Source organism: Methylobacterium tarhaniae, from assembly GCF_001043955.1.
Lineage (GTDB): Bacteria > Pseudomonadota > Alphaproteobacteria > Rhizobiales > Beijerinckiaceae > Methylobacterium > Methylobacterium tarhaniae.
The window spans coordinates 12829-35814 of sequence record NZ_LABZ01000118.1 but is presented as its reverse complement, the minus strand read 5'-3'; the positions used below and the strand labels follow the sequence as shown (position 1 = coordinate 35814).

At 71.9% G+C, this 22986-nt stretch carries 14 protein-coding genes; 5 read left to right on the top strand and 9 right to left on the bottom strand.

Features of this window, described 5'->3' with window-relative positions; all coding sequences use genetic code 11:
• Nucleotides 1-260: 260 nt before the first annotated feature.
• On the bottom strand, nucleotides 261-3545 hold the full coding sequence (locus VQ03_RS16525) for an Rne/Rng family ribonuclease (RefSeq protein WP_048451990.1): 3285 nt from the start codon (nucleotides 3543-3545) through the stop codon (nucleotides 261-263).
• 772 nt (nucleotides 3546-4317) lie between these two features.
• On the opposite strand from VQ03_RS16525, the gene VQ03_RS16520 reads away from it, so the two are divergent.
• From VQ03_RS16520 to prfB, 3 genes are all read left to right on the top strand, one after another.
• Entirely contained in the window at nucleotides 4318-5643 is a 1326-nt protein-coding gene (locus VQ03_RS16520) for an N-acetylmuramoyl-L-alanine amidase (RefSeq protein ID WP_048451989.1), read from the top strand.
• Nucleotides 5644-5877: 234 nt separating this feature from the next.
• Complete coding sequence (locus VQ03_RS16515; protein ID WP_048451988.1) at nucleotides 5878-8304, top strand: penicillin-binding protein 1A; 2427 nt, start codon at nucleotides 5878-5880, stop codon at nucleotides 8302-8304.
• 152 nt (nucleotides 8305-8456) lie between these two features.
• Nucleotides 8457-9585, top strand: a protein-coding gene (gene prfB, locus VQ03_RS16505) for a peptide chain release factor 2 (RefSeq protein ID WP_157064132.1) whose coding sequence is annotated in 2 segments (ribosomal slippage) — nucleotides 8457-8525 and nucleotides 8527-9585 — 1128 coding nt in all. Because the reading frame shifts where the segments join, the coding sequence is not laid out codon by codon here.
• Nucleotides 9586-9727: 142 nt separating this feature from the next.
• Here the strand turns inward: prfB and VQ03_RS16500 are convergent.
• Nucleotides 9728-12154 (bottom strand): caspase family protein, encoded by a 2427-nt coding sequence (locus tag VQ03_RS16500; RefSeq protein ID WP_048451985.1) that lies wholly within the window; start codon nucleotides 12152-12154, stop codon nucleotides 9728-9730.
• 196 nt (nucleotides 12155-12350) lie between these two features.
• Between VQ03_RS16500 and VQ03_RS16495 the strand changes: the two genes are divergently transcribed.
• A complete protein-coding gene (locus tag VQ03_RS16495) occupies nucleotides 12351-13601 on the top strand; it encodes a NupC/NupG family nucleoside CNT transporter (RefSeq protein ID WP_048451984.1) in 1251 nt (416 codons plus the stop codon).
• Here the strand turns inward: VQ03_RS16495 and acmB are convergent.
• The 6 genes from acmB to VQ03_RS16465 all read right to left on the bottom strand — a co-directional run bounded on the left by acmB (nucleotide 13588) and on the right by VQ03_RS16465 (nucleotide 20927).
• Nucleotides 13588-14772, bottom strand: a complete 1185-nt coding sequence (gene acmB, locus VQ03_RS16490) for a methyl acetate hydrolase AcmB (protein WP_053078612.1) — start codon at nucleotides 14770-14772, stop codon at nucleotides 13588-13590. The two genes, VQ03_RS16495 and acmB, sit on opposite strands and share 14 nt — an antisense overlap.
• 163 nt (nucleotides 14773-14935) lie before the next feature.
• The gene (locus tag VQ03_RS16485; RefSeq protein ID WP_048451983.1) at nucleotides 14936-15541 is read right to left on the bottom strand and encodes a GNAT family N-acetyltransferase; all 606 of its coding nucleotides are present in this window, start codon (nucleotides 15539-15541) and stop codon (nucleotides 14936-14938) included.
• A complete protein-coding gene (locus tag VQ03_RS16480) occupies nucleotides 15541-17886 on the bottom strand; it encodes an Orn/Lys/Arg family decarboxylase (RefSeq protein ID WP_048451982.1) in 2346 nt (781 codons plus the stop codon). The genes VQ03_RS16485 and VQ03_RS16480 overlap by 1 nt, the downstream gene beginning before the upstream one ends.
• Nucleotides 17887-17972: 86 nt before the next feature.
• Nucleotides 17973-18587 carry an SGNH/GDSL hydrolase family protein gene (locus tag VQ03_RS16475; RefSeq protein ID WP_245292105.1) on the bottom strand — a complete coding sequence of 205 codons (615 nt, stop codon included), beginning with the start codon at nucleotides 18585-18587 and terminating at the stop codon, nucleotides 17973-17975.
• Entirely contained in the window at nucleotides 18584-19567 is a 984-nt protein-coding gene (locus VQ03_RS16470) for a hypothetical protein (protein ID WP_048451980.1), read from the bottom strand. Before VQ03_RS16470 ends, VQ03_RS16475 begins: the two co-directional genes overlap by 4 nt.
• Nucleotides 19554-20927 (bottom strand): MBOAT family O-acyltransferase, encoded by a 1374-nt coding sequence (locus VQ03_RS16465; protein WP_048451979.1) that lies wholly within the window; start codon nucleotides 20925-20927, stop codon nucleotides 19554-19556. Before VQ03_RS16465 ends, VQ03_RS16470 begins: the two co-directional genes overlap by 14 nt.
• A gap of 365 nt (nucleotides 20928-21292) precedes the next feature.
• Here VQ03_RS16465 and VQ03_RS16460 point away from each other — a divergent pair, with 365 nt between their 5' ends.
• Complete coding sequence (locus tag VQ03_RS16460) at nucleotides 21293-21796, top strand: Ros/MucR family transcriptional regulator (protein WP_048451978.1); 504 nt, start codon at nucleotides 21293-21295, stop codon at nucleotides 21794-21796.
• Nucleotides 21797-21915: 119 nt separating this feature from the next.
• Here VQ03_RS16460 and VQ03_RS16455 read toward each other — a convergent pair whose 3' ends face one another.
• Nucleotides 21916-22971, bottom strand: coding sequence for a helix-turn-helix domain-containing protein (locus VQ03_RS16455; protein WP_053078611.1), 1056 nt, complete (start codon nucleotides 22969-22971; stop codon nucleotides 21916-21918).
• Between the last annotated feature and the right edge of the window lie 15 nt (nucleotides 22972-22986).

Here is a 22986-nt window from a genome sequence, read left to right as displayed (position 1 = left end):
TGTGTTCCTCCACCATCATAGACACCCCTTGCTCTTGCCCGGCGGGGCGGTAGTTGTTGAAAAGGAGCAGGGGGGGGCGGCGGCGCGCGGGGGGGCGGGGGGGGGGGTGGGCGTCCGGCGCGGGCGCTGGTGCCCCCCGGGGGGGGCCACCCCCCCCCCCCCAAGGGGGGGGGCCCCCCCCCCCCCCCGGGGGCGCCGCCCGCCTCGAACTCCACCCTGTGCCTCCGGCGGGGCGGGCCGGCGGCCCGCCCCGGAGAGGCTTACTCGCCGCTGATCGCCGCCTTGGTGCGGGACCACCAGCCGGCCCGCTTCGGGCGGTCCGGATCGGGCGGGGTCAGCACGACCGCCACCGGCTCGGGCTCGGGCACCGGCGCGGGGGCCGGCGCCTCGGCGGCGGGCTCTGCCGCCGGGGCGGGCCCGGAATCCCCGACGGGAGCCGGAGCCTCGATCGCCTCGGTGGTCAGGGCCTCGCGCTCGATGGCGGGCAGGTCCGGCGCCGCGACCGGGCTGCCGACCGCCTCGGGCGCCGGGCCGGCGATCTCGTCGAGGGCGACGATCTCCTCGGCCAGGGAATCCTGCACCAGGCTGCCGCCGACCTCGCCGGGCTCGGCCCCGGCCACGACCTCGTCGCCGATCGTGCCGCCGGTCTCCTCGAAGCGGTCGCGCCCGCGACCGCCGCGGCGGCCCCGACGGCGGCGCCGGCTCAGGGCCTCCTCGCGGCTCTCCCGCTCGGGCGCGGCGCCGTCCTCGGTGATCGGGATCGACACCGCCTCCGAGCCCGGCTCGGACGAGGACTGGACCGCCTCGCCGGCGGCCTCGTCGGCCTCGCCGCCCTCGGCCTCGGCCTCGTCGGCGCGGTCGCCCCGGCCCCGCCGTCGGCGGCGCCGGCGACGGCGCTTGCCCCCGCCCTCGTCCTCGCCGCGGGGTGCGCCCTCGGTGCCCTCCTCGTCGGCCTCGGCCTCGGCCTCGGTTTCGGCATCGCCCTCGGTTTCGGCCTCGGCCGTCTCCTCGACGATCTCCTCGTCCTCGTCATCCTCCTCGAGCGGCGGCGGCACGATCGCCTCGGCCCGGATGCTGGTCACGGGCCGCGGCTCGATCCGCTGGGCCGGCTCGCCGCGCTCGAGGTGGAAGGCCGAGGTGGCGGCCAGCCGCTCGTCGGCCGAGATGATGATGGCGACGCCGAAGCGGGTCTCCAGCTCGCGCAGATGGGCGCGCTTCTGGTTGAGGATGTAGAGCGCCACCTCGGTCCGGGTGCGCAGCACCAGGTTGTGGCTGTTCGACTTGATCAGCGCCTCTTCGATCGCCCGCAGGATCAGCAGGGCCACCGAGGCGGTCGCCCGCACGAAGCCCGAGCCGCCGCAATGCGGGCAGGGCACCGAGGAGGATTCGAGCACGCCGGTACGGATGCGCTGGCGCGACATCTCGAGCAGGCCGAAGGGCGAGATCCGGCCGACCTGGATGCGGGCGCGGTCGTTCTTCAGGCACTCGTTCAGCTTCTTCTCGACGGCGCGGTTGTTCCGCTTCTCCTCCATGTCGATGAAGTCGATGACGATGAGGCCGGCGAGGTCGCGCAGGCGCAGCTGGCGCGCCACCTCTTCGGCGGCCTCCAGGTTCGTCTTGAACGCGGTGTCCTCGATGTCGTGCTCGCGGGTGGCCCGCCCCGAGTTCACGTCGATCGAGACCAGCGCCTCGGTCGGGTTGATGACGAGGTAGCCGCCCGAGCGCAGGGAGACGTGGTTGGAGAACATCGCGTCGAGCTGCTGCTCGATTCCGAAGCGGGCGAAGATCGGCGCCGGGTCGCGGTAGGGCTTCACCACCTTCGACTGCGTCGGCATCAGCATCCGCATGAAGTCCTTGGCCTCGCGGTAGGCCTCCTCGCCCGCGACCAGGACCTCGTCGATATCCTTGTTGTAGAGGTCGCGGATGGCGCGCTTGATCAGCGAGCCCTCCTCGTAGACGAGCGCCGGCGCCGAGGACGACAGCGTCAGCTCGCGCACGCTCTCCCACAGCCGCATCAGGTACTCGAAGTCGCGCTTGATCTCCGGCTTGGTGCGCGAGGCACCGGCCGTGCGCAGGATGACGCCCATCCCCTCGGGCACCTCGAGGTCGGTGGCGATCTCCTTCAGGCGCTTGCGGTCGGCCGCGCTGGTGATCTTGCGCGAGATGCCGCCGCCCCGGCCGGTATTGGGCATCAGCACGGAGTAGCGGCCGGCCAGCGACAGGTAGGTGGTGAGCGCCGCGCCCTTGGTGCCGCGCTCCTCCTTCACGACCTGGACCAGGATGACCTGCCGGCGCTTGATCACCTCCTGGATCTTGTAGTGCCGGCGCGGGGCGCGGGGCCGCTCGGGGATCTCGGCCAGCGCATCGCCGCGGCCGCCCACCTGCTCGACGACCGCTTCCTCGTGGTCCTCGTCGTCGTCCTCGTCATCCTCGTCGTCGGCTTCGTCCTCGTCCTCGTCGTCCTCGTCGTCGGCTTCGTCCTCGTCGTCCTCGTCCTCGTCGTCCTCGGCATCCTCATCCTCGTCGGACTCGGCCAGGTCGGCCTCGGCCGCGTCGACCGGCTGCGAGGCGGCGACGGGCTGGGGCAGCACGACCTCGTCGGCCTGGGCCTCGGCGGAGGCCTCGGCGGAAGATTCGGACCGGGCGGCGGTCTCCGCGACCGGGGTCTCGGCGCCGTCTTCCGCACGGGCGGGCTCGGCCGCGGCCGGCGCGTCGGGCGCCGTCTCGGCGGCCTGCGCGGTGGGGAGCTGCTCGGTCGGGGCCTGCTCGGTCACGTCGTCATGCGACGGGGCGGCCTCGGCGGCATGCGTCTCCGCGGCCGGAAGCTCGGCGCCGGCGGTCTCCGCGGCGTGAGCCTCGGCGCCGTCCTGCGGCGCAGCCTCGCCGGCCGAGGCGGTCTCCTGGGCCGAGGCGGTCTCCTGGGCCGGGTGCTCGCCGGTCGCGGGCTCGACGCCCTCGGCGATCCGGACTTCGGTGCCTTCAGCCTCGACCGCCTGCGCGACGTCGGGCGTCGCCGCCTCGGGCGCGGCATAGCCCTCCCCGTCACGGCCTTCCCCATCATGACCTCGCCCGTCCGTCTCCGGCCCGGCGAGATCCTGCACGGCGAGATCCTGCGCTTCCCCGGCGGGGGCGCTCACCACGGCGTCGGCCGGGCGCGACGAGGCTTCCGCCCGGCGGCCGCGACGGCGCCGGCGGCGGGGCTGGTCGCTGCGCTCCTGGCGTTCCTGGCGCTCGGGACGCTCCTCGTGCTCGCGCTCGGCCCGCGCCTCCTCCTCGAGGAGCGCCATCCGGTCGGCGATCGGGATCTGGTAGTAGTCGGGATGGATCTCGCTGAAGGCGAGGAAGCCGTGGCGGTTGCCCCCGTACTCGACGAAGGCGGCCTGCAGCGACGGCTCGACCCGCGTGACCTTGGCGAGATAGATGTTGCCCCGCAGCTGGCGGCGGCTAGCGGACTCGAAGTCGAATTCCTCGACCTTGGAACCCTTGACCGTCACCACCCGGGTCTCTTCCGGGTGGGCGGCATCGATGAGCATCTTGTTGGCCATGACGAACTTTCGGCATGGCGATCAACGGCAGGGCCGCTGGACGGGGCCATCCGGGAACGGACCGCGAGGATAGGGACCTCGGGGATCCTGGCCGTCCGCGGGAGGTCGAGCCTCCGTAGTCCGGTGCCGCCCCGGGCGCGGAAACCCGTGCCGGGTGGGCTCTCCCGTGCCGTGCCCGGTCGGGCGCGGCGGATGATGTCGTGCAGGGTGTGCCGTCAATCGCCGCTGCGCGCATCCACGCGCGCGAGGGGTTGACGATGGCCGGGGGCAGGGAACGCGGACGGGCGCGACGCCGGACGCGCGCGCCGGGGACGGCAGCTTCGAGATCCGAGGCTGTGCGTCCACGCATACTCCCACCGACCTTTCGAATCGAGGCGCCGGGACGCTGAGGTCCGGCCGCCGGTAAAAACGGGCGACGACGTTCACGAACGCCGCCGCGGATCAGCGACACCTGCCCGGCTCGCGAGATCGTCGGACGATCCGCCGGCGGCCGGCCAGCGCCGAAGCCGCTGCGGGAGCGCCCGGGCGAGCCCGTGGTCCGCGGCGAAAAGCCGGCGGCAACGGACAGGGGTCGGTTATCATTACAGAGTGTCCGGCGAGATTTGCAAGCATCATCGCCACCTTGATCCCCTGGGTTGCGCCGGCGCCGTCGTCGCTTCGGCTGTACCCGTGCGGCCACAGCGGCGCGCCGGCGATCCGGAGGCCTTCGCGATGCGTTAACCATGGCGCGGTTATCGCGTAACCGGATGCAGCCTGAGGTCGCCGCGAGACCATGCCGACACGCGCAAGTCCGATCCATCTGCCGATCCGCCTGCTGCTGCGCGCCGCCCTGCTGGCCGCGGGCCTCGTCCTGCCGGTCGCAGGCCACGCCGCCCCGACGGCGGAGCGCCCCGCGACCGACCAGCCGGCGGCGGAGCGGCCCGCGGTGGCGATCGCCGCCGAGACGGCGGCCAGCCCGGAGGGCGGCACCCGCCTGACCGTGGTGCTGTCGCGGCCGGTCGAGGCCAAGGCCTTCGTGATGGAACGGCCCGACCGGGCGATCGTCGACCTGCCCGAGGTCAACTTCCAGTTGCCGCCCGAGGCCGGGCGCAAGCGCGACGGCCTCGTCGCCTCGTACCGCTACGGCCTGTTCGCTCCCGGCCGCTCGCGCATCGTCATCGACCTCGCGCAGGCCGCCACCGTGGCGCGGGTCGCGACCACGACCCGTCCGCGGGACGGGGCGACCCTGCTCACCATCGATCTCGCCCGCAGCGACCGCGAGGCCTTCCGCCGCGCCGCGCAAGCCCCCGAACCGACCCGGCCGGCCGGCCCGCCGGCGCAGGAAGGAATCGATTCCCGGCCCCTCGTCATCGTCGATGCGGGCCACGGCGGCATCGATCCCGGCGCCATCGCGGGCAACGGCGTCTACGAGAAGGACATCGTGTTCGGGGTGGCCCAGGGGCTGGTGCGGCGCCTGGAATCCGGGGGGCGGATCCGGGTGCAGATGACCCGGGACCGCGACGTGTTCGTCCCCCTGGCCGAGCGGGTCCGCATCGCCCGCGACGCCCATGCCGACCTGTTCGTGTCGATCCACGCCGATTCGATCTCGGCCGCGCCGCAGGTGCGCGGCGCCACCATCTATACCGGCTCCGAGAAGGCCACCGACGCCGAATCGGCGCGGCTGGCCGACCGCGAGAACAAGGCCGACGCGGCGGCCGGCGCCGACCAGGGCGAGGGCCCGGGCGACGTCGCCGACATCCTGCAGGAACTCACCCTGCGCGAGACCCGCGGCTTCTCGGCCCGGTTCGCCAAGGGCCTGCTCACGCGCCTCTCCGGCGTCATGGAGATGAGCGTGAAGCCCCACCGCGAGGCGGGGTTCCGGGTGCTGCGCTCGCCCGACGTGCCCTCGGTGCTGGTCGAGCTCGGCTATCTGTCGAGCAAGCGCGACCTCGACCTGCTGCTCTCCGACGAGTGGCGGACCAGGGTCACGGGCCAGATGGCCGAGGCGATCGAGGCCTTCTTCGCCGCCCGCATGCCGGCCGCCGCGACCGCCCGCGGGGCGGACGGGCCACGGATCGGCAAATCCGCCCAGATCGGACCCGCCCCAGTTTCACCATAGATCCCGTGTCGATAGGGCCTCGTCGGCCCCTCGCTGTCCTGGCTTTCGCGTGCCTCTTCCGCTAAGCGCGGGAGCGGCGTCCCGCGCCGTCATGGCTGTCGCGTTTCCGTGAGGAGCCGTGCCCGGGCATGGCATCCGCCACTTGCCTTGGGGTATCTTGCCTCGGGGTATATCGCATCGGGCTCCGGATCGGGCCCTGCGGGCCGCGCGGCATCATCGACGGATCGGGTTTCGATGCGCTTCATCCTCCGCTTCTTCGGCTTTCTGTTCAGCATCGGCGCGATGATGGTCGTCGTCGGCGCCGCAGCGGGCGGCTACTTCTTCTGGAAGTACTCGCGCGACCTGCCCGACCACGCGGCGCTCGCCAATTACGAGCCGCCGGTGATGACCCGCGTCCACGCGGCCGACGGCTCGCTGCTCGCCGAGTATGCCCGCGAGCGCCGGCTCTACCTGCCGATCCAGGCCATGCCGAAGATCGTCATCGCGGCCTTCCTGTCGGCCGAGGACAAGAACTTCTACAAGCACGGCGGCATCGACCCCGAGGGCGTCGTCCGGGCGATCCTGACCAACGCGTCCAGCGGCAAGAAGCAGGGCGCCTCGACCATCACCCAGCAGGTCGCCAAGAACTTCCTGCTCTCCTCCGAGCAGACCTTCGACCGCAAGATCCGCGAGGCGCTGATCGCGCTCCGCATCGAGTCGACCTACTCGAAGGACAAGATCCTCGAGCTCTACCTCAACGAGATCTTCCTCGGCACGATCGTGCCGGGCCGCAACCTGCACGGCATCGCGGCCGCCGCGCTCGACTATTTCGGCAAGTCGGTGCACGAGCTGACGATCCACGAGGCGGCCTATCTCGCGGCCCTGCCGAAGGGCCCGAACAACTACCACCCCTATCGCCGCACCCAGCAGGCGCTGGCGCGCCGCAACGAGATCATCGGCCTGATGGCCCAGAACGGGTACATCACCAAGGAGGAGGCCGAATCGGAGCGCAAGCAGCCGCTCGGCGTCAACCCGCGCAACGTCTCGCCCAACACCGCCAACGCGAACTACTTCGCGGAGGAGGTCCGGCGCGAGATCTCCGAGCGCTACGGCGAGAAGAAGCTCTACGAGGGCGGCCTGTCGGTGCGCACCACCCTCGACCCGAAGATGCAGGCGATGGCCCGCAAGGCGCTCGTCGACGGCCTGGTGCGCTACGACCAGGCGAGAGGCTGGCGCGGGCCGAAGAGCCGGGTCGAGCTCGCCGGCCGCGACTGGGGCATGGCGGTGGCCGAGGTGCCGGCGCTCGGCGACGTGCAGCCCTGGCGCCTCGCGGTGGTGCTCGACACCTCGGGTGGGCGCGCCACGATCGGCCTGCAGCCGAAGCGCGAGAGCTCGGGGCAGGTCTCGAAGGACCGCGAGACCGGGATCATCACGGCGGAGGGCGTGCGCTGGACCGGCCGCAGCATCGCGGCGGCGCTGAGTCCCGGCGACGTGGTCTACGTCGAGCGGCTGGAGGGCAACGGCAACGCCTACCGCCTGCGGCAGATTCCGGAGGTCTCCGGTGCCATCGTCGCCATGGATCCCTATACCGGCCGCGTCCACGCGATGGTCGGCGGGTTCTCCTACGACGAGAGCGAGTTCAACCGCGCCACCCAGGCGATGCGCCAGCCCGGCTCGTCGTTCAAGCCGATCGTCTACTCGGCGGCGCTCGACAACGGCTACACCCCGTCGTCGATCGTCCTCGACACCCCGATCACCATCGAGGCGGGTCCGGGCCAGGAGGCGTGGTCGCCCTCGAACTACGACGGCAAGTCCGGCGGTCCCCACACCCTGCGCTACGGCATCGAGCACTCGAAGAACCTGATGACGGTGCGGCTCGCCAAGGATGTCGGCATGCCGCTGATCGCCGAGTATGCCCGCCGCTTCGGCGTCTACGACGACATGCTGCCGGTGCTGCCGATGTCGCTCGGCGCCGGCGAGACCACCGTGATGCGGATGGTCACCGCCTACTCGATGCTCGACAATGGCGGCCGGCGCATCCGGCCGACCCTGATCGACCGGATCCAGGACCGCAACGGCGAGACCATCTACCGCCACGACAACCGCAAGTGCATCGGCTGCGACGCCGAGAAGTGGTCGGGCCAGGACGAGCCGAAGCTGGTCGACGATTCCGAGCAGGTCCTCGACCCGCTCACCGCCTACCAGATCGTCTCGATCATGGAGGGCGTGGTCCAGCGCGGCACCGCCACCATCCTGAAGGAGATCGGCAAGCCGCTCGCCGGCAAGACCGGCACCACCAACGACGCCAAGGACGCCTGGTTCGTCGGCTTCTCGCCCGATCTCGCGGTGGGCATCTATGTCGGCTACGACAAGCCGCGCTCGCTGGGCGACCGCGCCACCGGCGGCGGCCTCGCCGCCCCGATCGCCCGCGACTTCCTGAAGGCCGCGCTCAAGGACAAGCCGCCGACGCCGTTCCGCGTGCCCCCGGGCATCAAGCTGATCCGCGTCAACGCCGCCAGCGGCACCCGCGCCGGCGGCTCGGAGGGCGGCCTCCTCGAGGCGTTCAAGCCCGGCACCGCCCCGCCCGACAGCTACTCGGCTCCGGCGAGCGCCCAGCCGGCGGCCCCCGCGGCGGTTCCGGCGGATGCGGACCGGGCGGCCCAGGCGGGCGGGCTGTACTGACGACGGATGAAGGGCGAGGCGCCGGCGGGTGCCTCGCCCTTCGCGCATCCGGCAATCTCGCCGAAGACCGGGAGCGGCACCCCGCCGTTTACACCCGCGCCCCCCGGCGCTATCACCCTGCACCCCACCTCACGTGAGTGAACCCACACCAGATGCGCGCCGAGATCGAGCAACTCTCGGATGCCGCCAAGCAGTCGATCGGACTGCTGAGGAGGCATCTTTGACTGGGATACCGTTGACAAGCGCCTCGCGGAGCTGAACGCCCGCTCGGAGGATCCCTCGCTCTGGAACGATCCGGAGGAGGCCCAGAAGGTCATGCGCGAGCGCACGCAGCTCGACGACGCCGTCACGGCGATCCGGCGCCTGGAGCAGGGGCTGGAGGACGGCGCGACGCTGATCGAGCTCGGCGAGATGGAGGAGGATGCCGCCAGCATCCGCGAGGGCGAGGAGCAGATCCGCGCCGTGCAGGCGGAGGCCGCGCGTCGCCAGATCGAGACCCTGCTCTCGGGCGAGGCCGACGGCAACGACACCTATCTCGAAGTGCATGCCGGCGCCGGCGGCACCGAGAGCCAGGACTGGGCCAACATGCTCCAGCGCATGTATGCTCGCTGGGCCGAGCGCCGGAAGTACAAGGTCGAGATCGTCGAGTGGTCGGACGGCGAAGAGGCCGGGATCAAGGGCGCCACGCTCCTGATCAAGGGCCACAACGCCTATGGCTGGCTGAAGACCGAATCGGGCGTGCACCGCCTGGTGCGGATCTCGCCGTATGATTCCAACGCCCGGCGGCATACCAGCTTCGCCAGCGTCTGGGTCTACCCGGTCATCGACGACCGGATCACGATCGAGATCAAGGAATCCGACTGCCGGATCGACACCTACCGTTCGTCCGGCGCCGGCGGCCAGCACGTCAACACCACCGATTCGGCGGTGCGCATCACCCACAACCCGACCGGGATCGTGGTGGCGTGCCAGCAGGAGCGGTCGCAGCACAAGAACCGGGCCACCGCCTGGAACATGCTGCGCGCCCGCCTCTACGAGCTCGAGCTGAAGAAGCGCGAGGAGAAGGCCAACGCCGAGGCGGCCTCGAAGACCGATATCGGCTGGGGCCATCAGATCCGCTCCTACGTGCTCCAGCCGTACCAGCTGGTGAAGGACCTGCGCACCGGCGCCCAGTCGACCAGCCCCGACGACGTCCTCGACGGCGACATCGACGATCTGATCGAGGCCTCCCTGGCCCACCGGGTCTATGGCGGGACCGACGCGGTCGAGGATATCGACTGAAGCCCCAGGGTCCCGGATGACGGAAGGGTGCGGTGCCTCCTCGATCGGGGGAGGGGCCGCGCCCTTTTCATGTTTTCGCTTCGAATGCGTGCGGGGTTCTCTCGACAACGAACGGCGCCTGCCGCGTCGTTCCGGGGCTGCGCTACCGGCAGGGCGGCCCACCCGGATGCCCGCAGCCATGGCCCGGCGGGGGAGCGTGAGGTGCCGGGCGGGAGCCGGCCTGCGGCGCGTGGGGCTGCATCGGCTGGGGCCGCGGCGCCATCATCTGCGGCTGGCGCAGGGCCTGGGCCTGCTGGCGCCGCATCGCGTCCTGCATCTGTTGCTGCTGCTGTTGCATCATCCGCTGCGCCTCGGTGCGCTGGCGGGCCTGCGCTTGAGCCTGCATCGCTTGCTGCGCCTGGAGGGCTTGCTGACGCTGGATCGCCTGCTGACGCACGGCCTGCTCCATCCGTAGCCGCTGCAACGCGTCATCCGGCCGCGATACGCGGGCGGGGGCGGTCATGCGCGGCGGCTGGGTCACCGGGGAGGGCATCGCGGGCTGCGGGGCTCGTGCCGGGGCGACCATCCGCGGCGGCTGGACCGGGCGCGAGGGGGTGACCGGGGGACGTACGCCCTGGGGTTGCAGGCCCTGCGGTGGCGGCGCAGCTGCGACCGGTCCCCGTGACGGGCGGGCGGCGAGAGCCGGCTGGCCCGCGGCGGGAGGCTGCGCTCCGGGTTGCGCGGCGGCCGGCGCGGCTTGGCCTGGCATTCGGCCCTGGACCTGACCCGGAATCTGGCCGAGCCCGGCCGGTCGGCCGGAGGGCGCTCCGGGCAGGCCGGGACGGCCGGCGATGGCCGGCAGCGGGGCACCGCCCGCCCCGGGCAGGGCCTGGGCGGGATTCTGCGCCGGGGCGCGCGGTCCGGCCGGCACCTGCAGCGGGATCTGCCCGGGCAGGCTCGGCCGCAGGGCGGTCGCGCCGGGCGCCGGTGCGCCGATCGGTCCGCTGGCGCGCGGGATCTGACCCGGCGCGCCCTGCGGGTCCGGCCGGAGCGCCGCCTTCTGGGCGATGGCGGGCGGCAGGGCGACCCTGGCCGCCGCGGCGCCGAGTGCCGCCCCGGCGACGGCGCCGGCCACCGGCGCGAGGCGGGACGCCCCGGGCTGCGCCGGCTCGGGAGCGTGCTCGTGCACGACCGTGACGGTGGTGACGTGCAGGTTCTGGAACAGCACCGGATTCGGCGGCGGCACCACGGAAGGGGGAGCCACCACGTAGGTCGGCACCGGGACGTAGGTCGGCACGGGCAGGATATAGGCCTCGACCGGCGGCGGGGGCGGGGCCAGTTCCGCCAGGACGGCCGGCCGCGGCGGCAGGAACGCAACGGGCGGCGGCGGCAGGGCGTAGACCGGATCGTCGAGGAAGAGCGCCGGCCGCTCGACATAGACCACCTCCTCGGGCGGGGGCGGCGGCACGTCGTAGGCGAGCACCCGGTACTCCGGCGGCGGCGCGACGGAGGCGGCCAGCGCCGAGAGGCGCCGGCGGGCATCCCAGGCATGCGGCCCGCGCGGATAGCGGCCGAGATAGGACCAGTAGGCCTCCGGCGTGTCGGCGAGCGCGCTGCGGCGCCAGGTCAGCGCCTCGCGCCTTGCCGCGATGATCGCCCGCACGCGCTTGGCCAGCGGGTCGCGCGGATAGGCCCCGACGAATTCCTCGTAGCCTGCGAGGGTGTCCCGGCCGAGGCAGGCGGCATAGGCCTCCCGCGCGCCGATCTCGCCCAGCGGCTTGGCCGGCGGCGCGAAGCCGGCGAGCGAGGGCGCCCCGGTCTCCCGCTCCAGGAACACGAAGGGCGCATCGATCCGCGAGGCGCTCCACGGGACCTCGGCCCCACGGGTCGCCTCCGCGACCCGCAGTCGCACCCGCTCGAACAGGGCGGCCGGTGCAAGCCCCCCGTCGCGGATCATCTCGACGAGGGCGAGCGCGTAGGAGCCGTAGGGGCCGGTCTCGGCCGGGCCGACGGTGCCGGGGGCGGCATTGGTCGCGATCAGGCTGCCGGGCTCGGCCTCGGCGAGCGGCAGGCCGCCGGCCAGCGGATCGCCCTTGAGCCGGAAGGGCGCCGTCCGGGCAGCGTCGAGCACCACGAAGCGGGCCTTGAGCGGCAGGGCGGCGAGGCGCTTGACGTAGTCCGAGACCCTGAGCGTCCGCAGCGGCACGTCGGAAGCGGTGTCGATCCGGGCGTCGACCGGCGCGAAATAGGCCTCGTTCTCGAGCTGCAGGCCGTAGCCGGAAAGATAGAGGAACGCGACCGCGTCCGGACCCGCCGCGGCGGCCTTGTCGGTGAAGTCGCGCAAGGTCCGGCGCAGCGAATCCTCGTCGAGGTCGCGCGCCCCGACCACGTCGAACCCCGCCGCCTGCAAGGTCTGGGCGACGAGCCCGGCATCGTTGGCGGCGGTGGGAATCGCCCCGGCGGCGTAGGCGCCGTTCCCGACGACGAGGGCGATCCGGCGCTCGGCCGGCGCGGCGGCCGCGGGAAGCGCGGCGACGAGGAGGCTCGTGAGAGCCGCGACGGCGAAGACCAGATGGCGGAGCGGCGGCATGGTGGTGCCCTCCCGTGCGGAGCGAGCGAGGGGCGCCGGGCCCGTGCTCCCAGGATTTCACGCCGGATCGCCTCATTTCTGGGCAGGACCGTGGCGTGGCCCATCTCGAACCGTCGCGCTTGAACCGGCACTGAACGGTACGGCATCAGCCTTGCTGCCATCCGCTCGACCGAAGCTTGACGAAGGGAAAGCCTGCATGCCGGACCGACTGATCCACGCCGCTGCCAGCGTCGCGCTGCTGATCGCGGTCGCGGTGCTGTTCTCCACCAACCGGCGGGCGATCCGGCCGCGGGTGGTGCTGTCGGCGCTGGGCGTCCAGGTCGGGCTCGGCGCCCTGGTGCTGTTCTGGCCCGCGGGCCAGGCCGCGCTCGGAGGGCTCGCCGATGCGGTGCAGGCGGTCCTGTCCTACGGCGACAAGGGCGTGGCGTTCCTGTTCGGCGGCCTCGTCGAGCCGAGGATGTTCGAGCTGTTCGGTGGCAGTGGTTTCGTGCTGGCCCTGCGGGTGCTGCCGCAGATCGTCTACGTCTCGGCCCTGATCGCGGTGATGTACCATTTCGGCCTGATGCAGGCCCTGGCCCGGGTCATCGGGGCGGCGTTGCAGCGCCTGCTCGGCACCTCGCGCATCGAGACCTTCTCGGCGGTCATCACCATCTTCATCGGGCAGAGCGAGATCGCCGTGGCGCTCCGGCCGTTCCTGGCGGTCCTCACGGGCGCCGAATTGTTCGCCGTGATGACGAGCGGGGCGGCCTCCACCGCCGGCTCGATCCTGGCCGGCTACGCGGCGCTCGGCGTGCCGATGCAATATCTCCTCGCCGCTTCGTTCATGGCGATCCCCGGCGGGCTCCTCTACGCCAAGATCCTGATGCCCTCGACCGAGCCGAGCCGGGTGAAGTCGATGCGGGTCAGCTTCGGCGAGACCCGGGCCGTCAACGTGATCGAGGCCGCCGCCGACGGCACCCAGAAGGGCCTCGCCGTGGCGGTGGCGGTCGGCGCCATGCTGATCGCCTTCGTGGGGCTCATCGCGCTGGTCAACGGGATCGTCGCCTATGCGGGCGGCCTCGTCGGGATGCCCGGCGCCTCGATCGAGGGGCTCCTCGGGATGGCGCTGGCGCCGCTCGCCTGGCTTCTCGGCGTGCCATGGGATCAGGCGACGCTGGTCGGCGGCGCCATCGGCCAGAAGCTCGCCTTCAACGAGTTCCTGGCCTACGCCAATCTCTCGCCGGTGCTGAAGAGCGGCGAACTCGGCCCCCGCAGCACCGCGATCCTGTGCTTTGCCCTGTGCGGCTTCGCCAACCTGGCGTCGATCGCGATCCAGCTCGCGAGCTTCGGCAGCCTGGTGCCCGAGCGCCGGGCCGAGGTCGCCTCTTACGGAGTCCGGGCGATCCTCGCCGGAACGCTCTCCAACCTGACCAGCGCGGCGATCGCCGGGGTGTTCATCGGGGCGTGAGGGTCCGGTAGACCGCCGTCTCGAACTCCAAGAAGTTCCCCACCGCAGCCGGATCGGCGAAGGGGAAGAGCTGCGTGCCCCAGAACCCGCCGATCCCGGCGGTCCGGTCGATCCAGAAATACAGGTTGGCGAGCCCCGCCCAGGCCAGCGAACCGGCCGAGCGCCCGGTCGGTGCCGGCTCGTCGTTGATCATGAAGCTCAGCCCCCAGGATTTCGGCATGCCGGGGAAGAACTCGGCATCGTGCGAGAGGTGGCGCTTCACCCCCGGCAGGGCGCGGATCTTGAGCGTCGGCCCGAGGCCGTTCGTCGCCGCCATCGCGACGGTCTCGGGCCGCAGCACGGGGCCGTGCGGGCCGGCGCCGTCGTCGAGCCACATCCGGATGAAGCGCAAGTAGTCCTCGGCGGTCGAGTAGAGCCCGTGGCCGCCCATCTCGACTTCCGGCTCCTGCGGCAGCTCGAAGCCGGCGACGACCTTCAGCGAGCCATCCTCGTTCCGCTGATGCATCGGGGCGAGGCGGGTCCGCATGCCGGGCGTCAGCGCGAAGCCGGTCGAGGCCATGCCGAGGGGCTCGAAGATGCGCTCCCGCATCACGGATCCGAGGCGCTGGCCCGTCACCGCCTCGACCACTTGGCCGGCCCAGTCGATGTTGCTGCCGTATTCCCAGGACTCGCCGGGATCGAAGAGCAGCGGCGTCATCAGCGAGGCGCGGGTGCCGCTGGTCACGCTCGGCCGTTTGCTCTCGCGCAGCAGGCGGGCGTAAGCCTCGTTGAAGATGTCGTAGCCGAAGCCGGCGGTGTGCAGCAGCAGCATCCGGGTGGTGACGGGGCGTGCCGGCGGGCGCAGGCGCGGGGTGCCGTCATCGGCGAAGCCGTCGAGCACCTGGATCTCGTCGAGGGCGGGCACGTAGGTGGCGGCCGGAGCGTCGAGGTCGAGCCGGCCCTCCTCGGCGAGCTGCAGCGCGGCGGTGGCGGTGACCGCCTTGGTGGTGGAGAAGATCGCCATCACCGTGTCGCTGGTCATCGGCGCGTCCTCGCTCCGCTGCCCGGCGGCGCCGGCATAGAGCGTGCGCTCCCGGTCGGTCGCCATGGCGACGATGCCCGGCAGGTGCGGGGCCTCGGACACGCCACGCCGCAGGATCGCGTCGGCTGCAGCCTTGAGATCGTCACCCATCGTCTTCCTCCCGGGTCACGCTGTCGGCTCTGGGCCGATTCCGTGTCGGCGCGGAGCCTATCGCGCCGGGCCTCGTCGTGTCAGGCCCGGATGTCGGCCCCGCCGTCGTGCCGGGGGGAGGCTCGTGACGGGACGGAGCCGCCGGCCCCGTCCCGGTCTCGTCTCACGTCGCCGGCAGCGGCGCCCGCGCCTCCTGCACCACCGCTTCCTGCCGCCAGGTCGAGGGCTGGTCCGACGAGCCCGTCCCGAGCGGGCACTGCACCATCACGCTGTCGGCCCAGCGGCCGTGGCGGTAGGCCACGGCCGGCAGGTGGCCGACCTTGGTGAAGCCGCAGGCCTCGTGCAGGCGTAAGGAAGCCTCGTTCTCGGCGTCGATGTAGCCGATCATCTGGCGGTAGCCCCCGGCCGCGCAGGCCTCGATCAAGGCCGGCAGCAGGCGCCGGCCGATCCCGGCATGGAGATGGCCGGCATGCACGTAGATCGAGTGCTTGAGCGTGTAGCGGTAGGCCGGCCGCTTGCGGAACGGCACCGCGTAGGCGTAGCCCGCCACCACCCCGTGGCGCTCGGCCACGAGGTGGGGCAGGCGCTTCGAGCGCATGTTCTTGCGCCGGCGCTTGAGGTCGTCCGGCCGGAGCCGGTCTTCCTCGAAGTCGCCGGTATCGCCGACGCCGTGGCGGATGTGGTGCTCGTAGATCTCGATCATCGCCGCCACGTCCGTGTCGGTCGACGGGCGGATCACGATCCCGGGCTGTGCCGCCACCGAATCCATCAGCGCCCCTCCCGCAGCACGTAGGTGTAGAAGCGGATGCGCCCATCGGGCTCGACCTGGCGGTAGACGCCCTGGATCTCGGCCTCGAAGCCCGGGAACAGGTTGGCCGCGGCCTCGAACATCTTGAAGTAGTCGAGCATGGGTTTCGCCCGCTCGTCCAGCCGCTCGCCCGGCAGCACCGTGCCGATGCCCGGCGGATAGACCAGCATCAGGGTCGTGGCGATGCGCCCTTCGGCCTCGGCGATCGGCACGAAGTCGACGTTGTTGCGGGTCAGCATCTGCGCCGCGGCCTTCGGCGCCATCACCATCTCGGGCAGGTGCTCGGGCATGAACTGCTTGCGCTGCAGGCTCGATGTGCCCGATTCCCGATGGAAGGCGTGGTAGTCGGCGCAGAGGTCGCGCAGGCGCACGCCGCCATAGCGCTGCGGCCGGCGCCGGACGAATTCCGGCATCGCCTCTTCGAGCAGCACGTTGTCGTCGTGCAGGCGCTTGAAGGCGACGAGGCCGGAGATCAGCGTGCCGGCCTTCGAGGATTCGACGCCCGGCGTCAGCAGGAAGAGCAGCGAGTTGAGGTCGTTCTTCTCCGGGACGATGCGGTTCTCGCGCAGGTACTGCGCGACGATCGGGGCCGGCACGCCGTGCTCGGTGTATTCGCCGGTGCGCCGGTCGAAGCCGGGGGTGAGCACCGTGAGCTTGTTCGGATCGGTGATGGCGTAGCCGGGCGCGACATGGGTGAAGCCGTGCCAGCCGGCCCCGGGCTTGAGCTCCCAGTGGCGCGCGTCCGAGGCGAGCTCGTCGGTGGGCAGGCTCTCCCACGGCACCTCGGCGCCGCCGTCTCCCGTCGCCACGTCGGGCACGAAGGGATCGAAGAACCAGCGCCGCTTGGGGTCGCGCTCGTTCTCCTCGAACTCCTTGCGGATCGCCCGCACCTTCTTGCGCCACTCGATGCCGAGCCGGATCGTGTCGTCCCACAGGATCATGCCGGAACGCCCCTTCATCATCTGGGCACCGACATCGAGGGAGGCGAAGAGGGGGTAGAACGGCGAGGTCGAGGCGTGGACGAGGAAGCTCTCGTTGAGGCGCCGGTGCTCCACCCGCCTTGTCTGGCCGCGGATATGGCCGTCCTTGGTGTGGATCTGCGAGGCCTGGGAGAAGCTCGCGAGCTGCTTGTGGGTCGATTGCGTGGCGATGATGCCGGGCGAGGTCTCGTCGAGCCCGGTCAGCCCCATGGCGTAGCGGCCCTGGAACAGGGGATGGAACTTCATGAAGCCGGCCCAGGCCTCGTCGAACAGGATGTAGTCGCAGAGATGGCCGATCTTCGCGACGATCTCGCGGGCGTCGTAGATCGTGCCGTCATAGGTGCATTGCTCGATCACCGCGACGCGGAACGGCCGCTCCTTGCGCCAGGCTTCCTTGTCCTTGACCAGCGGGTTGTCGCGGATCTTCTGGCGGATCTTGGCCTCGTCCAGGGCCTCGTGGAAGATCGGGCCGATCAGCCCGTAGGCGTTACGGTCGGTCTCGAGGAAGATCGGGATGCCGCCGCCGAGGAAGAGCGCGCCGTGATGCGCCGCCTTGTGGTTGTTGCGGTCGAACAGCACCAGGTCGTCCTCGGCGACCAGCGAGGACAAGACGATCTTGTTCGAGGCCGAGGTGCCGTTGAGCACGAAATAGGTCTTTTCCGCCCCGAAGATCTGGGCCGCCTCCTTCTGCGCCTTCAGCGCCGGCCCCTCGTGGGTCAGGAGGTCGCCGAGATCGAGGACCGAATTGTCGAGGTCGTCGCGAAAGATCGCTTCCCCTAAATGCTCGACGAAGATGCGGCCGATCGGCGAGCGGTTGTAGAAGATGCCGCCATTGTGCCCTGGGCAGGTCCAGAGCTGGTTGCCCTTCTCGGCGTAGTCGACCAGCGCGCCGAAGAACGGGGTCTTCAGGGTCTCGGCATATTGCGTCACCCGGCTGACGAGGCCGCGGGCGATGAACTCGGGCGTCTCCTCGGCGAGGAAGATGTAGCCGTCGATGAAGTCGAGCAGCTCGACGGGGATATCCTCCAGGCGCTTGCGCCGGACCATGATGACGATCGGCATCTCGAGGCCGCGCTTGCGCATCATGTCGATGAGCGCCGCCGCTTTGCCGTCGAGGCCGCGCTTGCCCCAATCCACCACCAGGCAGCCGACCGCCGCGTCGGTCTGCACCGCGATCGCCGCGTCCTCGACGCGCCGGGCCCGCACCACCTCGAAGCCGCGTTCCTCGACCGCCGCGACGATCTGGTTGACGCGCACGCCCTCCAGGTCGTCCGGGTCGAAGGCCGGCGTGCACATCAGCACGGTGAAGCGGCGGTGGAAATCCATCGGGCGGGGCTCCTGTCCTCTCGGGAATGCCTGCGTGTCGGCCGCTCTCGTGACGATCCGATGACAGGGACGGCCCGGCCCTCGATTCAGCCGGTACGGAGGAGCGAGGCGAGAGCGGCGCTGAGCGATGCGTAGCCGCGGGCGTTGAGATGGAGCCGGTCGGCGTCGAGGCCAGTGGCCGGATCGGGGCGAAAAGCCGCGTCGCAGTCCAGGAGCCTGAGGGCCTGCATGCGGGCCAGATCGCCGATGACGGCGTTGAGCGCGAGGCGATCCGCCTCGCTGCGCCCCGGAGGGGCGGCGCGCCACGGCACGGAGGCGAGGACGATCACCGGCGGCGCCCAGGCCGCCCGCAGGGCCGCCACGAGGTCGGCGAGGCCGGCGACGATGACCTCCGGCGCGTCGCCATCCGCGAAGCTGTTGGTGCCGACCATCAGAACCGCGAGGCGCGGCCGGAGAGGGAAGGCGGCCATCGCGGCGAGGCGCCAGCGGGTGGTCTGCACCCGGTCCCCGGGCAGGCCGAGATTGCGCGTGGTCAGGCCGGTGGCGGCCGCGAGATCGGGCTCGGGCCATCCGGCGGCCAGCGAATCGCCGAGGGCCACTGCTTCCGGCGCCGGGCCGGCGGCGAGGCGGGCCATCAGCGCGTGATGGCGCCGCAGGCCGGAGGTCTTCAGCGGCGGGGCAGGGGGGCGAGCCGCGCTCACCGGCCGGCCGGCCGGCGCAGGCCGAGCCGCTCCAGCACCTGGCGGCCGATCAGCGGCGTGTAGTGCAGGTTGTCGAGCCAGGCCGGAGTGGAGCCCTTGGCCGGATCGAACGGATAGGGCTGTCCGAGGCCGGTCAGGTCGAGGACCGGCCGGCCGCGGGCGGCGCAGAGCCGCATCACCGCCTCGCGCCACCGCGAGACGTCGCCGGCCAGCCCGAGATCGGCGAGGACCCGCCCCTGCGCGTCGCTCACCGGGGAGAGGTAGATCGTCACGTCGAGGCCCGAGAGCCGCTCGAGGGCGAGGTCGAGGCCCGCCAGGGTCTCGGGCCGGAACGGCGCCGTGGTGCGCCGGCGCGTGGCGTCGTTCTCGAGAGTCAGCGCCGCCGGCAGGGGCGGGGTGACGCGATAGCCCTCCCGGGTCCAGGCGCCCGGATCGTCGCCGCCCGTGACCGCCGCGAGCCGGCTGTCGGCGAGCGCGTAGCGGCCGAGCACGCTGCCCATCAGCGCGGTGAGCCGGCCGCTCGGGGTGGCGAGGGCCCCGTCGAGATGCACCGGCACGCTCGGGCGCGAGAACATGTAGTAGTCGAGCCCCAGCGTCGCCCGGGCCGGCGCCCGCGACGCCACCACCGCGGCGATCACCGGCAGCTCGGTGGCGATGATCGCCGAGATGCCGGCATTGAACACCCTGTCCGGCGCGAACGCCGTGACGTCCGCGGGGTCGAGGCCGTGATACACCGTCGAGCTGCCGATCAGCGCGAGGTCGTAGGGGCGCGTGAGTGCCTGCAGCGCCTTGGCCCGGCGGGTCTGCCGGTCGAGCAGGCGGCTGTTGCCGCCGGTCTCCTGCCGCCAGGGCGGATCCTGGCGAAAGATCCAGTAGGCGTCGAACCAGATCACCCGCCCCGCCACCCCGGCGACGAGGAGCGCGAGGAAGGCCGCCGTCAGCATCAGGAAGCGGTGGGCCGGAGCCTCAGAAGCGAGCATAGATGAAGGCCTGGTTGGCGTCGTTGCCGACCTGGAGCAGGATCGCGGCGAGCAGCAGCGCGGTCGCGGCGGCGGCCCAGGCCCGCGGGACGAGGCTGTCCACCGTTTCCCGGGCGGTGGGCCCGAGGATCGCCAGGGCCGCGGCGCCGGCCGCGAGCGGCCAGAATCCGGCCGCGGACCCGGTGGCGTCGGTGCCGAGCCCGACGAGGCCGCGATAGACCGACAAGGCGGTGGCGAAGTCCGGCGCCCGGAACAGCACCCAGGCGAGGCAGACGAAGCCGAGGGTCGCGAGCAGGCCGGCGAAGTCCGGCAGGGCGAGGCCGGCGCGGCGCCACAGGACGTGCAGGCCGAGCGCGACGCCGTGCGCCGCCCCCCAGGCGACGAAGGTGAGCCCCGCCCCGTGCCACAACCCGCCGAGCGCCATGGTGGCGAGCAGCGCCAGGAGCTGGCGCGGCACGCCGTGCCGGCTGCCGCCGAACGGGATGTAGAGGTAGTCGCGCAGGAAGGACGACAGGGTGATGTGCCAGCGCCGCCAGAAATCCTGGATCGACACCGCCCGGTAGGGCGCCCGGAAATTGTCCGGCAGGGCGATGCCGAACAGGAGCGCGAGGCCGAGCGCCATGTCGGTGTAGCCCGAGAAGTCGAAGTAGAGCTGGAGGGCGTAGCCGATCGTCGCCTGCGCCGCCGCCGCGAGATCCGGCTGCCCGCCTGCGGCCGCCGCAGCCCAGACCGGATCGACGAAGGTGCCGAGCCCGTCGCCGAGGAAGACCTTCTTGGCCAGGCCCGCGGTCAGCAGCATCAGGCCGCGCGCCGCCCGGTCCGCGGAGGCCGGCTCAGGGAGTCGCAGCTGCCCGCTGAGCTCGGCCGGGCGCACCAGGGGCCCGGCGATCACCCGGGGGAAGAACGCGACGTAGACCGCGTATTCGGACAGCGTCATCCGCTCCGCCGTGCCGCGCCGCAGGTCGACCAGGTAGGCGATGTGCTGGAAGGTGAAGAACGAGATCCCGAGCGGAAACGCCAGGGAGACGAGGGGCACCTCCGCCCCGGTGACGGCGTCGACGAGCCCGGCGAAGAAGCCGAGATACTTGAACAGGCCGAGCAGGCCGAGATCCAGGACGATGGCGGCGACCGGGATGATTCTGTGCCCGGTGCGCAGCCAGGCCTCGCCGGCGAGCCAGTTGACCGCGACGGAGCCGGCGAGCAGCGGCACGAAGCGCAGGTCCCACCAGCCGTAGAAGACGAAGGACAGCCCGGCGAGCCAGGCGACGCGCCAGCCCGGCCGCCGGGCGACGCAGAGGGCGTGCAGCCCGAGCGCCACCGGAAGGAACAGCAGCAGGAACGGCAGGGAGTTGAAGGGCATGGCCGCTCTCGCCGGTCGTGGTTCGGCGTTAGGGCAAGTCCGGTGCCAGGGAAAGGCCCCATGCCGGATTGTCCACCGGTGTCCCGATGCGATATGAGCCATTTCTGCTCATTTTATCGTGCATGATGCGCGCATCCGACCTTCGCTCCAGAGTTCGCGGGCGAGTAGCCGTGGCGTTGCGCAAGGCTTGGTCGAGCTTCCGGGCTCGACATGAAGCCGTTGCGTGATCGCAAGCCTGCCCGATTATCAAAAGCATCTGTGGGAAATTCAGCGGCGGACGGGCCGAGATGGGTTGAAACTGCGGTGCGATGCCCGATATCGCGCGTATGCCCGTCGAACGGGTGCGTAAGTTAGGACGAATATCCGTGTCGCAAGAAGATCTGGTCCAGGAGGTCGATTTCGTCGCCCTCGCCGCCGACGTCGTGTCGGCCTACGTCGCCAACAACTCGGTTCCGGCCGCCGACCTGGCCGGCCTGATCGGCGCCGTGCACAGCGCGTTCGTCTCCCTCGGCCAGCCCAGCGCCAAGGAGCCCGAGAAGCTCACCCCCCTGATGCCGATCAAGAAGACGGTGACCCCGGATTACCTGATCAGCCTCGAGGATGGCCGTCAGTACAAGTCGCTCAAGCGCCACCTGTCGACCCGCGGGCTCACCCCCGAGGAGTACCGGCGCAAGTGGGGCCTGCCGCACGACTACCCGATGGTCGCCGCCAACTACGCCGCACAGCGCTCCGAGCTCGCCAAGAGCATCGGGCTGGGCCGGGGCCGCAATGTCGCTGCGGCGGCCAAGCGCGCCACCTCCGACGCGGTCGTGAAGGCGCCGGCCATCGAGGCGAAGCCGGCCAGGCGCGGGCGTCCGCGCAGCGCCTGAGCCTGATCCGGTGGGCCGCCCGCGCCGTCTGTCGGCCGGTGCGGCCGAGGCGTCGCGGCGCGGCCTGCGGGGGCCGGCTGCGCCGTGGCGCGACCATCGGTTCCTTTCCGGTCGGCTGCTCAGAGAAGCTCGCCGTGCCAGGCCGTCAGGCCGGGAAGCGGGCCGTCGAGTCTTGCGCGCAATGCGTCGCCCTGTGCGATCCGGGTCGACTCGGCCTTGGCGCGCAGGCTGCGCCGATATTCTCCCGGCGGCATGCCGAAAGCGGTGCGAAACTGCCGGCCGGCATGGCTCGGCGAGGCGAAGCCGGTCGCGAGGGCCAGCTCGTCGATAGTCCGATCGTCGTCGGCCCGCGACAAGGCGCGGCGCAGGCGCGTCACGCGCTGCTGCTGCACGTACCGGGCGACGCCGCCGGCGGGCTCGAACAGCCGGTAGAGCGCGCTGCGCGACACGCCGGCGCCGGCGGCGATCGCCGCGGTGGTCAAGGCTTGGTCCCCGAGATGCCGCTCGATATAGGCGATCGCCCGGGCATGGGCGCGTCCGGCCGCGATCGGCGCCGCGGCCCGCAGGGTCCGGTCGCGCAGGGAGGCCAGGGTCGCGCCGAGCATCAGGCACAGCGAGTCGGTGGCGACGGCGGCCAGCTCGGGCGTCAGGGCCCCGGCATGGGCGGCCAGCGAGCGCGCGAAGTCGATCACCAGACCCGCCTCGCCCGGGCCGAGGACCAGTCCGTGCAGGTCGAGGCCGTCCAGCGTCGCGGCATCGAGGCGGTCGCGGGCGATGGCGGCGGTGACGATGCGCGCGCCCTCGGTCCAGGTGCGCTGCGGCCGGGTGAGGTCGAACAGCGCGAGGGTCCCGGCCTCGACCCGGCGCTTCGCCTCCGGCACCTCCAGCATCAGGCTGCCGGAGAGAACGAGGTGGACGGTGATGTGGTCGAAGCCGTCGCGGGCGACCCGGCGGGGTCCGCGGGCATGCGACACGCCGGCGAGCCGGCGGTCGAACAGCAGCATCCGCGGCAACCGGTACGCGACGACCTCGGTCCGCAGGATTCCGGGTGCGCGATCGACGTCGGTGCCGCCGCTATAGAGCGCGCGATAGGCCTCGAAGGCGGCCTCGTCGGTGGCCCCTCGACCTCGCCGGCCCGGGCTGGAGATCGTCGGACCGAGGGTGATCGTATCCATCGCTCTTGCGGGCAA

Coding starts and splice junctions, on each gene's coding strand:
- VQ03_RS16480 (WP_048451982.1), bottom strand. CDS start 17,886: ATGGATTTCCACCGCCGCTTCACCGTGCTGATGTGCACGCCGGCCTTC.
- VQ03_RS16515 (WP_048451988.1), top strand. CDS start 5,878: ATGCGCTTCATCCTCCGCTTCTTCGGCTTTCTGTTCAGCATCGGCGCG.
- VQ03_RS16455 (WP_053078611.1), bottom strand. CDS start 22,971: ATGGATACGATCACCCTCGGTCCGACGATCTCCAGCCCGGGCCGGCGA.
- VQ03_RS16525 (WP_048451990.1), bottom strand. CDS start 3,545: ATGGCCAACAAGATGCTCATCGATGCCGCCCACCCGGAAGAGACCCGG.
- VQ03_RS16470 (WP_048451980.1), bottom strand. CDS start 19,567: ATGCTCGCTTCTGAGGCTCCGGCCCACCGCTTCCTGATGCTGACGGCG.
- VQ03_RS16465 (WP_048451979.1), bottom strand. CDS start 20,927: ATGCCCTTCAACTCCCTGCCGTTCCTGCTGCTGTTCCTTCCGGTGGCG.
- acmB (WP_053078612.1), bottom strand. CDS start 14,772: ATGGGTGACGATCTCAAGGCTGCAGCCGACGCGATCCTGCGGCGTGGC.
- VQ03_RS16485 (WP_048451983.1), bottom strand. CDS start 15,541: ATGGATTCGGTGGCGGCACAGCCCGGGATCGTGATCCGCCCGTCGACC.
- VQ03_RS16500 (WP_048451985.1), bottom strand. CDS start 12,154: ATGCCGCCGCTCCGCCATCTGGTCTTCGCCGTCGCGGCTCTCACGAGC.
- VQ03_RS16520 (WP_048451989.1), top strand. CDS start 4,318: ATGCCGACACGCGCAAGTCCGATCCATCTGCCGATCCGCCTGCTGCTG.
- VQ03_RS16495 (WP_048451984.1), top strand. CDS start 12,351: ATGCCGGACCGACTGATCCACGCCGCTGCCAGCGTCGCGCTGCTGATC.